The organism is Rhizobium sp. AG207R (genome assembly GCF_027109195.1).
Lineage (GTDB): Bacteria > Pseudomonadota > Alphaproteobacteria > Rhizobiales > Rhizobiaceae > Rhizobium > Rhizobium dioscoreae.
Window position 1 is genome coordinate 168427 of sequence record NZ_JAEPVT010000003.1, and the last position, 15045, is coordinate 183471.

Annotated in this window: 16 protein-coding genes; 9 read left to right on the plus strand and 7 right to left on the minus strand. The window is 60.2% G+C overall.

Going from position 1 to position 15045, the window contains the following annotated elements; genetic code table 11:
• The first annotated feature begins 4 nt into the window (after positions 1-4).
• The 5 genes from JJQ51_RS08315 (at position 5) to JJQ51_RS08335 (ending at position 5034) form a co-directional block, all read left to right on the plus strand.
• Positions 5-733 carry a uroporphyrinogen-III synthase gene (locus JJQ51_RS08315; RefSeq protein ID WP_269244541.1) on the plus strand — a complete coding sequence of 243 codons (729 nt, stop codon included), beginning with the start codon at positions 5-7 and terminating at the stop codon, positions 731-733.
• 80 nt (positions 734-813) lie between these two features.
• Complete coding sequence (locus JJQ51_RS08320; protein ID WP_269244542.1) at positions 814-2094, plus strand: COG4223 family protein; 1281 nt, start codon at positions 814-816, stop codon at positions 2092-2094.
• 15 nt (positions 2095-2109) lie between these two features.
• Positions 2110-3717: a heme biosynthesis protein HemY gene (locus tag JJQ51_RS08325; RefSeq protein WP_269244543.1), complete on the plus strand. Its 1608-nt coding sequence runs from the start codon at positions 2110-2112 to the stop codon at positions 3715-3717.
• A 113-nt stretch (positions 3718-3830) separates the two neighbouring features.
• Entirely contained in the window at positions 3831-4316 is a 486-nt protein-coding gene (locus tag JJQ51_RS08330; RefSeq protein WP_269244544.1) for a tellurite resistance TerB family protein, read from the plus strand.
• The gene (locus JJQ51_RS08335) at positions 4309-5034 is read left to right on the plus strand and encodes a glutamine amidotransferase (protein WP_183809890.1); all 726 of its coding nucleotides are present in this window, start codon (positions 4309-4311) and stop codon (positions 5032-5034) included. The genes JJQ51_RS08330 and JJQ51_RS08335 overlap by 8 nt, the downstream gene beginning before the upstream one ends.
• Here JJQ51_RS08335 and JJQ51_RS08340 read toward each other — a convergent pair.
• Positions 5031-5660, minus strand: a complete 630-nt coding sequence (locus JJQ51_RS08340) for a poly-gamma-glutamate hydrolase family protein (RefSeq protein WP_269244545.1) — start codon at positions 5658-5660, stop codon at positions 5031-5033. The two genes, JJQ51_RS08335 and JJQ51_RS08340, sit on opposite strands and share 4 nt — an antisense overlap.
• A 10-nt stretch (positions 5661-5670) precedes the next feature.
• Positions 5671-6927: an MFS transporter gene (locus tag JJQ51_RS08345; protein ID WP_269244546.1), complete on the minus strand. Its 1257-nt coding sequence runs from the start codon at positions 6925-6927 to the stop codon at positions 5671-5673.
• A gap of 106 nt (positions 6928-7033) precedes the next feature.
• Here JJQ51_RS08345 and JJQ51_RS08350 point away from each other — a divergent pair, with 106 nt between their 5' ends.
• A complete protein-coding gene (locus JJQ51_RS08350; protein WP_113330717.1) occupies positions 7034-7357 on the plus strand; it encodes a YggT family protein in 324 nt (107 codons plus the stop codon).
• Positions 7354-7668: a DUF167 domain-containing protein gene (locus JJQ51_RS08355; protein WP_269244547.1), complete on the plus strand. Its 315-nt coding sequence runs from the start codon at positions 7354-7356 to the stop codon at positions 7666-7668. Before JJQ51_RS08350 ends, JJQ51_RS08355 begins: the two co-directional genes overlap by 4 nt.
• Here JJQ51_RS08355 and ppa read toward each other — a convergent pair whose 3' ends face one another.
• The 4 genes from ppa to JJQ51_RS08375 form a co-directional block, all read right to left on the minus strand.
• Complete coding sequence (gene ppa / locus JJQ51_RS08360; RefSeq protein WP_269244548.1) at positions 7669-8205, minus strand: inorganic diphosphatase; 537 nt, start codon at positions 8203-8205, stop codon at positions 7669-7671.
• 161 nt (positions 8206-8366) lie between these two features.
• Entirely contained in the window at positions 8367-8873 is a 507-nt protein-coding gene (locus JJQ51_RS08365) for a GNAT family N-acetyltransferase (protein WP_069613362.1), read from the minus strand.
• Positions 8874-9073: 200 nt separating this feature from the next.
• On the minus strand, positions 9074-10891 hold the full coding sequence (gene typA / locus JJQ51_RS08370; protein ID WP_113330720.1) for a translational GTPase TypA: 1818 nt from the start codon (positions 10889-10891) through the stop codon (positions 9074-9076).
• Positions 10892-11124: 233 nt separating this feature from the next.
• The gene (locus JJQ51_RS08375) at positions 11125-11808 is read right to left on the minus strand and encodes a glutathione S-transferase family protein (RefSeq protein ID WP_183809707.1); all 684 of its coding nucleotides are present in this window, start codon (positions 11806-11808) and stop codon (positions 11125-11127) included.
• Positions 11809-11898: 90 nt separating this feature from the next.
• Between JJQ51_RS08375 and JJQ51_RS08380 the strand changes: the two genes are divergently transcribed.
• Together JJQ51_RS08380 and JJQ51_RS08385 are read left to right on the plus strand one after the other, a co-directional pair.
• Entirely contained in the window at positions 11899-12363 is a 465-nt protein-coding gene (locus JJQ51_RS08380; RefSeq protein ID WP_183809888.1) for a MarR family winged helix-turn-helix transcriptional regulator, read from the plus strand.
• A gap of 124 nt (positions 12364-12487) precedes the next feature.
• Positions 12488-12937, plus strand: coding sequence for a hypothetical protein (locus JJQ51_RS08385; RefSeq protein ID WP_269244549.1), 450 nt, complete (start codon positions 12488-12490; stop codon positions 12935-12937).
• Positions 12938-12979: 42 nt separating this feature from the next.
• On the opposite strand, the gene JJQ51_RS08390 is transcribed toward JJQ51_RS08385, so the two are convergent.
• Positions 12980-15043: a M3 family metallopeptidase gene (locus JJQ51_RS08390; RefSeq protein WP_269244550.1), complete on the minus strand. Its 2064-nt coding sequence runs from the start codon at positions 15041-15043 to the stop codon at positions 12980-12982.
• Between the last annotated feature and the right edge of the window lie 2 nt (positions 15044-15045).

Here is a 15045-nt window from a genome sequence, read left to right on the forward strand (position 1 = left end):
AAGGATGCGCGTCGTCGTCACCCGCCCTCAGCATTCGGGTGAGCGCACCATGCGGCGGCTGGCGCAGATGGGACATGAACCCCTGCTGCTGCCGCTGGCCGAACCTGTCCACGATGCCGAGGAGGCGAGACGAGCGCTTCTTGCCACGCAGGGCGCCGTCGCCGTTACCAGCGCCGAGGCGATCCGGGCGCTTTCGCTGTTGGATTCCGATCTTGCGCCTCATCTTGGTCGTCGCCTCTTTGCCGTGGGAAAGGCGACAGCCAAAGAAGCGGCTGATCTCGGATTCAGCAATATCGCCATATCCGAAGGCGGCGGCACAGAGCTTGCCGTCATGATCTCCGGCCATCCTTCAGGCCTGAACGACGGCCCCCTTCTCTATCTTGCAGGCTCTCCGCGAGCGGCCGGCTTCGAAGCCGGACTAGCTGAGCGACACCTGCCTTTCCTGACCATCGAATGCTACCGGATGCAGAATATCGTCCCAGACGACAACATTCTTCGCCGGCTTTTCGCCGACACCCGCGCGGACGCCGTACTGCTCTATTCCCATGAGACGGCGAAACGCTTTTTCAGCCTGCCATTCGTTCGGCACAACCCCGGCATCCTTGCTGAAACACGATTTCTCTGCCTGAGCGAAACCATCGCCAGCGCAGTTCCGGAGCCGATGCGATCCCATGTCGATATTGCCGACATGCCGAATGAAGACCGGCTTATGGCGCTTCTGATCCACGCGTAAGGTCGCAATTTTGATGTAAGGCCTTTCCATAATCGCCTTGTCTGTCTAACTTCGTTGCAGCGCATGATAAAGAGGACCTCATGGTATCGCGAAAAACGCCTAACCATTCGAAGCCCAACGACGAACCGGTCACGATTGATCTGGAAGCCGAAAAAACTGCGCAAGACGCAGCTCCCGAAGATTTGACTGAGCGCAGCCATGGCGAGCTTGGCGGCTCCTCGGCTGATGAAGTGGAAATGCCGCTGGAAGCGGAGAAGGAGCCATTTCGCGAAGAAGCTCAGGAGTCGATCTTCGGCGCCGCACCGCAAGAGGCGCAAACGGCCGCTGCGCAGCAGGCCGATCCTCCACCGTCCCATGCCGACCATCCGCCTCATACCGAGCGTCCGCCGTCGCGCGAGGGTTCGACATCAGGCCTTATCGCGGCCGGCATCACCGGCGGCCTGATCGCCCTCATTTGCGCCGGCGCCTTGCAATATGCGGGCTTCCTGCCTGGCGGTCGCACAGGCAAGGACAACTCAACCGAGATTGCCGCACTGAATGCGGAGATCGACGGTCTCAAGCAGAGCATCGCCAATCTCGCCGCCGCACCAACCGCAAAGCCGGACGAAGCACTGACGGCCCGCGTCGCAGCACTTGAGGCGAGCGCTGCCAACGGCGCTTCGGCAAATGGCTCGGCTGGCATCCCTAATCCCGCCTCCGACCAGAAGATCGCTTCGCTCACCAGCGAGGTGGAGCAGCTGAAATCGGATCTCAGCAAGGCAACGCAGAGCCAGGCAACCTCAGATGCCGAAGTCAGCAAGCGTCTTGACGACGCTGAAAAGAAGTTGAGCGGACCGAGCCAGGAAAGCGCGGTTGCCCGCGCCATCGCAGCTGCAGCGTTGAAGGCGGCAATCGACCGCGGCGGCCCCTTCCAGCCTGAGCTCGACACCTTTGCCAATGTTGCGCCGGACGATCCAGCCGTTGCAGATCTCAAGAATTTCGCCCAGACCGGCGTGCCCTCCCGTGCCGACCTGATCCGCCAGGTTTCCGATGTCGCGACCGCAATCGTCGCCACCGCGCAGACCGACGATCCGAACCAGAGCTGGAGCAGCCGGCTGATGTCGGGAGCGAAATCGCTGGTGCAAGTCCGCCCCGTCGGCAATGTGCCCGGCGACAGCATCGATGCCATCGCCGCGCGTTTCGAGGACAAGGTCAGGAACGGCGATCTGCCGGGCGCGGTGACCGAGTGGAACAGTCTGCCCGATGCCGGAAAATCCGCATCGGCCGCCTTCAAGCAATCTCTGGAAGCCCGCATCCGCGTTGAGGACCTGGTAAGCGATGCCCTGTCGAAGGCGATCGCCAATACCGGGAAACAGAACTAAGGACGGAGTGTAGCAATGATCAGACTGCTTATCTTCGCCATTCTCGTTCTGGCTCTCGGCTATGGCTTTTCGTGGCTCGCGGATCGCCCCGGCGATCTCTCGCTGGTTTGGGAAGGGCAGCTTTACCAGACGAAACTGATCGTGGCCGCCGCGATCCTGATTGCGATCGTGGCCGCCGTCATGATCGTCTGGTGGTTCGTGCGGTTGATCTGGACTTCGCCCTATTCCGTTACTCGCTATTTCCGCGCCCGCAAGCGCGATCGCGGCTATCAAGCGTTGTCGACGGGCCTGATCGCCGCCGGTGCCGGCAATTCGCTGCTCGCCCGCAAGATGGCGGCGCGCAGCCGCGGCCTCATCCGCGCCGATCAGGAGCCGCTCATCAACCTGCTTGAAGCCCAGGCTGCCCTGATCGAAGGCAAGCATGACGAGGCTCGTCAGAAGTTCGAACAGATGGCCAATGATCCGGAAACGCGCGAGCTTGGCCTGCGCGGCCTCTATCTCGAAGCCAAGCGCCTCGGCGCCCATGAAGCGGCGCGGCAATATGCCGAAAAGGCCGCCGACCAGGCGCCCTACCTGCCATGGGCGGCGCAGGCGACGTTGGAATATCGCAGCCAGGCCGGCCGCTGGGATGATGCCATCAAGCTGCTGGACCAGCAGAAGGTCGCTCATGTCGTCGACAAGGCCACGGCCAACCGTCAACGCGCCGTGCTGCTGACGGCCCGCGCCAACGACAAGCTGGAGAGCGATCCGACAGGCGCGCGCGACGATGCTTTGGCGGCGTTGAAGCTTGTGGACGATTTCGTGCCCGCAGCGCTGATCGCGGCCAAGGCCTTGTTCCGTGAAGACAAGGTGCGCAAGGCTGCCTCCATCCTCGAGCAGGTCTGGAAGGCGCAGCCGCATCCCGAAGTCGGCAGGGCCTATGTGCGAGCTCGCAGTGGCGATTCCGTTCTTGACCGTTTGAAGCGCGCCGAGCGGCTGGAGGCGATCCGCCCGAACAATGTCGAAGCTCTGCTGTTGACCGCAAAGGCGGCGATGGATGCCGGCGATTTTGCCAAGGCTCGTGCCAAGGCAGAAGCAGCCGCAAGGATCGATGCGCGCGAAGGCGCTTTCCTGCTTCTTGCCGATATCGAAGAGGCCGAAACCGGCGATCAGGGCCGCATCCGCCACTGGATGGCGCAGGCGCTACGCGCGCCGCGCGATCCGGCCTGGGTTGCCGATGGCTTCGTCTCGGAAAAATGGCTGCCGCTGTCGCCGATCACGGGCCGTCTCGATGCCTTCGAATGGAAGGCGCCTTTCGGCCAGATCGATGGGCCGGTGGAAGAAGGCTCCACGGTGTCGGTCGATGCGGCGCTGAAATCGCTGCCGCCGGTGCGCGAGGCCGCCACCGCAACCACGGCGGCAAAGCCAAGTTCACCGAAAGTTGCATCGCCGGCCGCCGATACCTATGTCATGGAATTGGAACCTGCCGTGGCGAAACCCGCTTTAAGCCCCTCCGAGGCCGCGCCAAAGCCGGTGCAGCAGGGTGAGGAACCCCGGCCCTTCTTCGGTGGTGCGCCTGATGATCCGGGCGTGAAGGATCATAAGCTTGAACCGGAACCCAAGACGCGGCTCAAGCTGTTTTAGAGCAATTCCGGCAAAACTGCGCGGCGGTTTTACGTCCGGAATTGCGGGAAGATAAAAAAATAGAGCATGGTGCCCCAAGAACCCTGCTCGGCCCGTTTTGAGAATGGAGACGCATGTTCGAACGCTTTCAGGAATTCCTTCATAACCTGACCCAGGACCACCCCAGATCCGGCTTCGCACCCGACGACCCGCGTGTCGCGGTGGCGGCCCTGTGCATCCAGGTCATGGAGGCGGACGGCAAGATCGAGAACAGCGAAAAGAAACGGCTGCGCAAGCTCCTGAAGGACCAATATGGTCTCGATGGGCGCCAGCTCGACCAGCTGATCGCTGCCGGCGAGGAAGCGGAAAGCGAGGCGGTCGATTATTATCGCTTTACCTCGGATCTGAAGCGTCATCTCGACGGCACCCAGCGGCTCGAACTGCTCGGCATCCTCTGGGACATCGTCTATGCCGACGGCGAGCGCAGTGAGATGGAAGATCATGCAATCTGGCGGATCGCCGACCTCATGGGCATTTCCGATCGCGAGCGCATCATGAAGCGCCAGGAAGCAGCCGCACGCGCACCCGGCCCGAGGGTGGAGACAGGCAATGATGATTGAAGCGCCGAAGAGCGCCGGCCGCCCTATATTGATCGTCCTGCATCAGGAGCGTTCCAGCCCCGGCCGCGTCGGCCAGATGCTGCTGGAGAAAGGCTACGATCTCGATATCCGCCATCCGGTCCTCGGCGATCCCCTGCCCTCGACGCTCGAAGCACATGCCGGCGCCGTCATCTTCGGCGGCCCGATGAGCGCCAACGACCCGGATGACTTCATCAAGGCCGAGACCGACTGGCTGAAAGTACCGCTCAAGGAAAACCGCCCCTATCTCGGCATCTGCCTCGGGGCACAGCTGCTCGCCCGCCATCTCGGCGCCAAGGTGAAGCCGCGCGACGACGGCAAGACCGAAATCGGCTGGTATGCGCTGCAGCCGACGGAAAAAGGCCGGTTACTGATGCGTTGGCCGCAAATGGTCTATCATTTCCATCGCGAAGGCTTCGAGCTGCCGCATGGCGCCGATCTGCTCGCGACAGCGGAGACCTATCCCAACCAGGCCTATCGCTATGGCGCCAATGCCTGGGGTCTGCAGTTTCATGCCGAGCTCACACGCGCCATGATGCAGCGCTGGGTCGTGCATGGCGAGCACCGCTTCTGCATGCCGAACGCCCAGCAGGGCCGCGAGCATCTCGAAGGCCGCATGATCTTTGACGCAGCTCTCAAGGCCTGGCTATCGGAATTCCTCGATCTCGTCTTCGAGGGCAAGCAGGCGATGGCCGCCTAAAGGCCCTCGCCTGACGAAAGCACGCGATCGAATTCATCGATCGCGCTACGGATCGCAGACGCATATCGCTCCATCTTTTGTGCGTCTTTCATGAGAATATCCCTGACGCCTCTCGGAATTTCGAGCTGGACGCCGGCCTGCCGCTTGCCGCGATTGCAGATATTGCCGGTGGAAGCTCCGGCAAGCGCCTCCCCTTTCACTCTCGCCGCCGCCGCAAAACCATTGAGCCGCAACGCTTCGACGATCCGGTCGCGAAGCGATGTGTCGAGACCGCCGATCCAGCTCGTCAGCGGATCATCCCGATCCGTTCGCCCATGAACGGCGACGACGATCGACGAACTGGACACCAGGCCGTTTGCTATCGGTTCATCGAATTTTTCGGCGGTGATGTGCAGCTCATGATGAAGCCTCGCCGCATCGAGCCCTTCGAAACGATAAAGTGAGTACCTCTCATCGGCGATCGCCAGAGCGATTTCGGATGTGGCGGGCTCAATGAAACCGCCATGGGGAGCGATGACGGCGACATGCGATGATCGATCCTCGAAGTGGATACGATAGCCGAAGCCCTCGATTTCATGCTCGCGAAGCGCCGAAAACGAATTGTATCGATCCGGCTTCCTTGTCATCGCGCAATCCTCAAGCCGGCTGCGGCTCGCCGTCACGATCAGGCGCGTTCAGGCTGTCGATGCGGCGCAGCTGCGGGAAACCTGTGGCCCAAAGGATGGCGACGGCCAGTGTGCCAAGTCCTCCGATGACAACGGCGGGAATCGCACCGAAATAATGCGCCATGGTGCCGGCGCGGAATTCGCCGAGCTCGTTCGACGCACCGACGAAGACCATGTTGACGGCATTGACGCGGCCGCGCACGTGATCCGGAGTCCAGAGCGTAATCAGCGTTTCGCGGACATAGACGGAGATCAGGTCGGATGCGCCCATGACGGCGAGAGCTGTTATCGACAGCCACGGCGTATGCGAGATGCCGAAGATCAGGGTTCCCAAGCCGAACATGGCAACGCCGGCAAACATGCAGATACCGGCGCGATTGCGGATAGGATAGGTTGCCAGGAAAAGGCCCATGGCGATCGCGCCGAAGCTTGGCGCCGCGCGCAGCATGCCGAGACCCCAAGGCCCGAGCGTCAGGATATCGCGCGCATAGATGGGCATCAGCGCGACCGCGCCGCCGAGCAGCACGGCGAAAAGATCGAGCGAGACCGCACCGAGCACCACTTTTTCCGACCAGATGAAACGGAAACCGGCGAGCATTTCATTGAGGCTTCGCCGCTCATGCGCAACCCGCTGCTGCGGTTTCGGGATCAGAAAGGTCAGCACCGAGCCGGCCGCAAAGAAAAGCACGGCAACGGTATAGGCGACATTGGCACCGACGCCGTAAAGCAGGCCGCCGGCAACAGGACCGAGGATGGCGGCCGCATCCCACGACATCGAGTTCCAGGTGATCGCGTTCGTCAGGTCTTCGGGCGGGATCAGATTGGGCGCAAGCGACTGCATGGCCGGCGTCATGAAGGCGCGTTCTATGCCGAAGACCGTGAGGATCAGAAATACCGGCAGCGGCGCGAAGGTGCCAGATACGGTCAGGAACAGCAGGGCAGCCGCACAAAGGGTGCCGACGAAAATGCAGATCGCGGAAATCCGCCGCCTGTTGTAGCGGTCCGCAACCGTGCCCGTCACCAGGATCAGCAACAGCGACGGCAGGAACTGCACGAGACCGATCAGACCGAGATAGATCGGTTGGCCGGTATGCTCATACATCTGCCAGCCGACGGAGACGCTGACGACCTGCGTGGCAAAGGCCGTCAAAAACCGTGCGAAGAAGAAATAAATATAGGCAACGTGCCTGAAGGCGGCAAACCGGTCTCCGCTGACAGCGAACGACATGGAACGAGACTTTCCGACCTGGCCGCTAGCGCAAATGCCGGCCTTTTAAACATGATTCAACATGCTTCGGAGCATGGGACTTGCCCGTTTAGTCGCCAATGTCTACATGTCTGTCAACCGCGAATTGGAGACGGATATGCTCGCCTTATTTCAAACCATTGATCTGGCTTTGAATCTTTATACCTGGATCTTGATCGCCAGCGCCATCTTTTCCTGGCTCTATGCGTTCAACGTCATCAATTCGAGCAATCAATTCGTCAACTCCGTCGGCAACTTCCTTTATGCGGTTACCGAGCCGGCCCTACGCCCGATCCGCCGCATTCTGCCTGACCTCGGCGGCATCGATATCTCGCCGGTCATCCTGCTGCTCATCATCTTCTTCATCCGCTCGCTGATGTGGAATTCGATCGTCCCCATGTTCCTGCGGTGAGCAAAGCCTGGCAGACCTTTCCGGATCACGTCAGGCTTTCCGTGCGGCTCACGCCCAATGGCGGGCGTGATGCGATCGATGGGTTGGAAACGGGCGCCGACGGCGAATGCTATTTGAAGGCGCGCGTTTCGGCAGCACCCGAAAAAGGCAAGGCCAACAAGGCGCTGATCGCCCTGCTTTCAAAGAGCCTCGGCATTCCCAAATCCACGCTTAGCATCGTCAGCGGCGACACGGCGCGCAAAAAAATCCTCCGGATCGAGGGCGAGCCGGAGGATTTGATGAAGAAATTAAACGCTATAACGAAGGCCTGATCAGGCCTTTTCCTTCTTGGCGCGGGCGATAGCTTCGATGATCAGTTCGCCGGCTTCCTTGGAGCCGCCCCAGCCAAAGATCTTCACCCACTTGCCGGGCTCGAGATCCTTGTAGTGCTCGAAGAAGTGCTCGATCTGCTTCAGCGTGATCTCCGGCAGGTCGGTATATTCCTTGACCTTTTCGTAGCGCAGCGTCAGCTTCGGCGAGGGAACGGCAATGATCTTCTCGTCCTTGCCGGAATTGTCTTCCATCTTCAGCACGCCGATCGGGCGAACATTGATGACGCAGCCCGGCACCAGCGGACGGGTGCTGGCGATCAGAACGTCGATCGGGTCGCCGTCTTCGGAGAGCGTGTGCGGGACAAAGCCGTAATTGCCCGGATAGGTCATCGGCGTGTAGAGGAAACGGTCGACGACCAGCGTGCCGGCGTCCTTGTCCATTTCGTACTTGATCGGATGGCCGCCGACCGGCACTTCAACGATGACGTTGACGTCTTCGGGCGGGTTCTTGCCAATGGAAATCGCGTCGATACGCATGCTTGTCCCCTAAATAAGGATGGTTGCCGCCAGCCAAATAATCGGTTTCATGCCGCAACGCAACAACACATCGGGAAAGAGGTCGATTTACTGCATGATTCCTTAAATGGAATCGATTAGGCAAAAAACATGCGGCAGATTAAGGAGCGCCACAGCGCCGCTCAGGGCCAGACGAAGCCGATCTTGCGCAGCTGCCTGTGATCGAAGGTTTCGATGCCCTCACAGAAATCCGCACCGCCCTGCCCGCGATAGAAGCGGTAGGCATTCTCGTTTTCCTCGAGGCACCAGACGACCAGCCCCTTGCAGCCAAGCGACTTCAACAGCCTGCGCGCCTCGCCGAACAGCATGCGCCCGAGGCCGAGGCCCTGATATTGCGGGCGCAGATAGAGTTCGTAGATCTCGCCTTCCTGGGGCAGTGCGCGGGCGCGATTGAGGCCGAGCGTGGCATAGCCTGCGATCTCACCGGCGACATCCAGAACCAGCAGCGTCGCGGGGCCACTTGTCGCCTTGCGCCACCAGGCTTCGCCACGACGCTCGATCATCTGGCCAAGGGCGCGATGCGGAATGATGCCGGCATAGGTGTACTGCCACGACTGGCGGTGCACCTCTGAAATGGCTCGGGCATCATGGGGTTCTGCCCGCCGAACATCAATCGACAACGTCTTCATAACGTCTACTCTGGTCTTACCGATGCGAATTAACCATCCTCATTCATAAAGATGGCAGACTTGCCCACAGGCTTTATCCGTGGATCGTCAACAAAAATTAACGGTTTTTTAACCTTTAGGACAAGGGCTCAAAAACCGAACATACAAATAAAAACCCCGGCATGAAGGCCGGGGTCGAATGCATTGCTCGGTTAGGATGATCAGGCCAGACGGGCCTTCTCGTAACGCTTGCGCTCGTTCGGATCGAGATACATCTTGCGGAGGCGGATCGACTTCGGCGTCACTTCCACCAGCTCGTCGTCCTGGATCCAGGAAAGCGCGCGGTCGAGCGTCATGCGGATCGGCGGCGTCAGCTTCACGGCTTCGTCCTTGCCGGCGGCGCGGATGTTGGTGAGCTTCTTGCCCTTCAGCACGTTGACTTCAAGGTCGTTGTCGCGCGAGTGGATGCCGATGATCATACCGGCATAGACCTTCTCGCCGGCGTCGATGATCATCGGGCCGCGGTCTTCCAGGTTGAACAGGGCGTAGGCCACGGCTTCGCCGGCTTCATTGGCGAGCAGCACGCCGTTCACGCGGCCGCCGATCTCACCCTTGTAGGGCTGGTAGTCATGGAACAGGCGGTTCATGACGGCCGTGCCGCGCGTGTCGGTCAGGAGTTCCGACTGATAGCCGATGAGGCCGCGGGTCGGCGCCAGGAAGACGAGACGGACGCGATTGCCGCCAGAAGGACGCAGCTCGGACATTTCAGCCTTACGCTCGGACATCTTCTGCACGACGATACCGGAATGCTCTTCATCGACGTCGATGACGACTTCTTCGATCGGCTCGAGCAGCTGGCCGTTCTCATCCTTGTGCATGACGACGCGTGGACGCGAGACGGCAAGCTCGAAGCCTTCGCGGCGCATGGTTTCGATCAGAACTGCGAGCTGCAATTCGCCGCGGCCCGAAACGTAGAACGAATCCTTGCCTTCGGCTTCCTCGATCTTCAGCGCGACGTTGCCTTCGGCTTCCTTGAAGAGGCGGTCGCGGATGACGCGCGAGGTGACCTTATCGCCTTCGGTGCCCGCATAGGGGCTATCGTTGACGATGAAGGACATGGTGACGGTCGGCGGGTCGATCGGCTGAGCGATCAGCGGCTCGCTGACCTGCGGGTCGCAGAAGGTATCGGCGACCGTGCCCTTGGAAAGGCCGGCGATAGCGACGATGTCGCCTGCCTGCGCTTCTTCGATTGGCTGACGCTCGATGCCGCGGAAGGCGAGGATCTTCGAGATACGGCCGGTTTCGATGAGGTTGCCGTCGGCACCCAGAACCTTGACAGCCTGGTTCGGCTTGATCGAGCCTGAATGAATGCGGCCGGTGATGATGCGGCCAAGGAAGGGGTTGGCTTCCAGGATCGTGCCGATCATGCGGAACGGGCCTTCACCGACGGTCGGCTCCGGAACATGCTTGACGACGAGGTCGAGTAGCGGCGCAAGGCCCTCTTCCTTCGGGCCATCAGGCGAATAGTTCATCCAGCCGTTACGGCCAGAACCGTAGAGGATCGGGAAATCGAGCTGTTCGTCGGTGGCGTCGAGATTGGCGAAGAGATCGAAGACTTCGTTGATGACTTCGTCTGCGCGGGCATCCGGGCGGTCGATCTTGTTGATCGCAACGATCGGACGCAGGCCGACCTTGAGCGCCTTGCCGACGACGAACTTCGTCTGCGGCATGGGGCCTTCGGCAGCATCGACGAGAACGATCGCGCCATCCACCATCGAGAGAATGCGCTCGACTTCACCGCCGAAATCGGCGTGGCCGGGGGTGTCGACGATGTTGATGCGCGTGTCCTTCCAGACAACCGACGTCGCCTTGGCAAGAATGGTGATGCCGCGCTCCTTTTCCAGATCGTTCGAGTCCATAACGCGTTCGGCAACGCGCTGGTTCTCGCGGAACGAGCCGGATTGCTTCAGGAGCTCGTCGACGAGGGTGGTTTTCCCATGGTCAACGTGCGCGATGATCGCGATGTTGCGAAGTGCCATATGTCTTAATCTCTGAGGCTGGGGCGCAGTGTTTCAGTAACACGCCAATTGCATTTGGCGCGCTCATACCCTTTTTTTCGCGAATGCGAAAGGGGGGAGGCAAGAAAGGGGCTGAATGCCGGCTTTTCGTGCCTCGCACTTCAGTCTTAGACGCTCAGACAGGCGCACTCTCTTCTACCACGTCGCCAGTTCAGATGCGCGCAATCGCCTCGATCGGGATTTGCGCAATCCCGTCAGGCGGCATGTTTCAGTAAGAACGCATCATGATTGAGCAGGAAAGCCTTCAGGCGCTCGGGATAGTCGTGCGTCACCGCACCTCGCACGCTTTGCCGCGACGCCAGCTCTGTGCGCCATGCCTTGACACGCGGTAGGCCGTCAAAAACGCCGGTCGATGTGATGGTATCGAACACATCGAAGTAACGGAAGATCGGCGCAAAAACTGCATCGACGAGGCTGAATGCCTGTCCGGCAAAAAAGGGACCGTTTCCCAATTCCGCCTCGACACGAGCAAATTTATCGATCAGCGCCTTACGCTTGGCCTCATAGGTTCCTTCGTCCCTGGCGGTCTCGAATCCCCACAAATCTGAAAGAATGGAAGAGCCGAATTCCATCCAGCCGCGATGGCGGGCACGCGCCAGCGGATCTGCCGGGTGAAGCCGAGCGCCGGGTTGGGTTTCCTCGAGATATTCGCAGATCACCGCGCTTTCGAACAAAACCGTTTCCACTCCGTCCTCCTGCCGCACGATCAGCAACGGAACTTTGCCGAGCGGGGAAATAGCCAGAAACCAGTCGGGCTTTGCCGACAGGTCGACATAGCGGATCTCAAATGGCACGGCCTTTTCAGCAAGTGTGATGGCTGCTCGCTGGACGTAGGGGCAAAGGTAATGGCTGACAAGGACCAGTTTTGGGTCGGACATAATCAAATCTCCTGGGTCGCGTTCGAGATAGATGTAATTGCATCTATATCCAGACTTGCCAGCGTGGTCAACATAGATGTAATTGCATCCATGTCCGATTGTTCAGATGCCACCCCTTCAAAACCCTCCGCCGCGGTCACGCGAGCGTGGGTTCGCCTCATGCGCACGCAACACATCGTCCTTGCGGCGATCGAGCAGGATTTGAAGGTAGCCGGCCTGCCGTCCCTCGGCTGGTACGACGTGCTATGGGAGCTGACGCAAGCCACGGAAGGAAAGTTGCGGCCCTATGAGATCGAGGAGCGCACGCTTCTCGCCCAGCATAATCTCTCCCGCCTTCTCGACCGGATGGAAAAGGCCGGTCTTGTTCATCGCGAAATATTTTCCGAGGACGGCCGGGGCCGCTGGGTCGTTATTACCGAAGCAGGAAGCGCCATGCGCAGCCGCATGTGGGCAGTCTATGCCTCAGCACTTCAACGCCATGTGGGCGATAAGCTGGATGATGCGCAAGCCGGACAATTGGCTGAGCTGTTGGCTTTGCTTTCGGATAAATCCTGACCAACAGGCAAAACCGATCCAGACGAAACGCGGTCACATAAATCGGGGGTAAGCTGGCCTTCGGGCTACTGATATGCCAATTTCACTCCGCCCGAAAAACAACTGCCAGCTCGCCGAGGCACACATGTTTAAGATCCTGTATCAGGGCGATCTTTTTGCCGATTACTTCCAGATATATCTGCGCGACGAAGCCCATCCCGACCTACCGGATAATTACACGGATGAGTCGCTGGCGCGTCGCCTTACCGTCGCACCCTACGCAATCATCCTCCATACAGCGCGCAATATGACCGTGCCAGTCAGCGTCGAATGGCACGATCAACGCCCTGCTGCTGAGCTGGACGCTGAAAAGCATGTAGCCGAAGCCGAGTTCGACTGCCCCTCAGGCCAGCTCGTATTGGCCGGATTGACTGATTACGAACCAGACGCTCCTCGCCTTCCAGTAAAGGCGGGACCGCTCGGCGTGCGCGTTAGCATATTCGGCCTCGATACCCTTAGCGAAGACGGTCTCGACGGGGATGATTGCTATCTTGTGCGGCTTTGGCCCAAGGCTAATAACCGACGGCGGGGCTAGCTGGAGCATCCGGCATCCGAGAATTCGTGTCCGGCCGTTAAATCAGGCCGCCAGCCCCTTCTTCTTCAGCATCGCATCCGGACTCGGCAGCTTACCGCGGAAAGCCTTATAGGCATCTTCCGGATCGATCGAGCCGCCGACGGAATAGATGTTGGCCTTCAATTTTTCCGCCATATCCGGATTGAAGGCATCGCCGGTTTCCTCGAAGGCGGCGAAGGCATCAGCGTCGAGCACTTCCGACCACATGTAGGAATAGTAGCCGGCCGAATAGCCGTCGCCGGAAAACACATGCTGAAAGTGCGGCGTCGCATGGCGCATGACGATGGATTTCGGCATGCCGATCTCCGCAAGCACCCGCGCTTGTACCGCCATCGGATCCTCAATTGCGCCGCGCGTATGGAATGCCATGTCGACCAATGCCGAAGAGGTGAATTCGACCGTATTGAAGCCGGCATTGAAGGTGCGGGCCGCCAGAACCTTGTCGAGCAGTGCCTGCGGGATCGGCGCGCCGGTCTCGTAGTGGACGGCATATTCCTTGAGGATTGCTGGCACAGTCAGCCAGTGTTCGTAGAGCTGCGATGGCAGTTCGACGAAGTCGCGGGAAACACCTGTGCCCGAAACCGAGGGATAGGTGACGTTGGACAGCATGCCGTGCAGCGCATGGCCGAATTCGTGGAACAGCGTGCGGGCATCGTCGAGCGACAGCAGCGCCGGTCGGCCTTCCGCCGGCTTGGCGAAGTTGCAGACATTATAGATGATCGGCAGCTCGCCGACATGGCCGTTCTTCAGCGGCAGCTTGTGCTGCGACTGGAAGGAGCTCATCCAGGCGCCGGAGCGCTTCGAGCTGCGGGCGAAGTAATCGCCGAGAAAGAGGGCGACGAGCTTGTCGGAGCTGTCGCGGATTTCGAAGACGCGCACATCGGGATGGTAGGCAGGAACGCCCTTCTGCTCGACAGCTTTGATGCCGAACAAGCGGCCGGCGACATCGAAGCAAGCGGCAATAATCTTTTCGAGCTGCAGATAGGGCTTCAGCTCGGTTTCAGAGAAATCGAACTTCCGGGTCCGGATCTTCTCGGCATAGTGCCGCCAATCCCAGGGCATGACCTCATGGTTGCGGCCTTCCTCGGCGATCAGCGCCGCAATATCCCTTTCTTCCTCTGCTGCGCGCGTGGCCGCCTTCGCCCACACGGTCATCAGGAGATCGTTCACCGCATCAGGCGTCTTCGCCATGGTATTATCAAGCTTGAGTTCGGCGAAATTGGCATAGCCGAGCAGCTTCGCTTTCTCTGCTCTCAGTGCCAGAGTCTCGCGAATGATCTCACGATTGTCGGTCTTGCCGCCATTGGCGCCACGCGCCACCCAGGCACTGAAGGCCTGCTCGCGCAGATCGCGGCGCTCGGAAGACGTCAGGAACGGCTCGATGATCGAGCGCGACAGGGTGACGGCATACTTGCCCTCCTCGCCGCGTTCGCGCGCAGCCGCTGCCATTGCCTCGCGCAAATAGTCGGGAAGACCGGCAAGATCGGCCTCTTCCGACAAAAGCAGCGCCCAGCTCTTTTCATCCGCCAGGACGTTCTGTCCGAATTGCGCGCCGAGGCCGGCAAGCTTCTCGTTGATGGCGGACAGGCGCTCCTGCTCAGGCTTCGGCAGCTTGGCACCGGCCTTGACGAAGCCCTTCCAGTGCCGCTCTAGCACGCGGGTTTCCTCAAGCGTCAGTCCGAGGGTTTCGCGACTTTCCCAAAGCGCATCGAGACGGGCGAAAAGCGCCGCGTTCGTGCCGATCTTGGAATAATGCCGCGCCATCTTCGGCGCGATCTCGCGCTCCAGCGCCTGGATGGTCTCGTTCGTATGCGCACCCGCCTTGTTCCAGAAGAGCGCCGAGATGCGCGACAGCTCGTCGCCAGCGATCTCCAGCGCCGTCACCGTATTGGCGAAGGTCGGCGCCTCGCTATTGCCGGCAATCGCGTCGATCTCGGCCTCATGCGATATAAGTGCCGCATCGAAGGCGGGAGCAAAATCCGTATCCTTTACCGCATCGAAACGCGGCAGCCCCTGATGGCCGGTCCATTCGGTGAGCGCGGGATTGACGGCGGTAAGGGAAGACATGC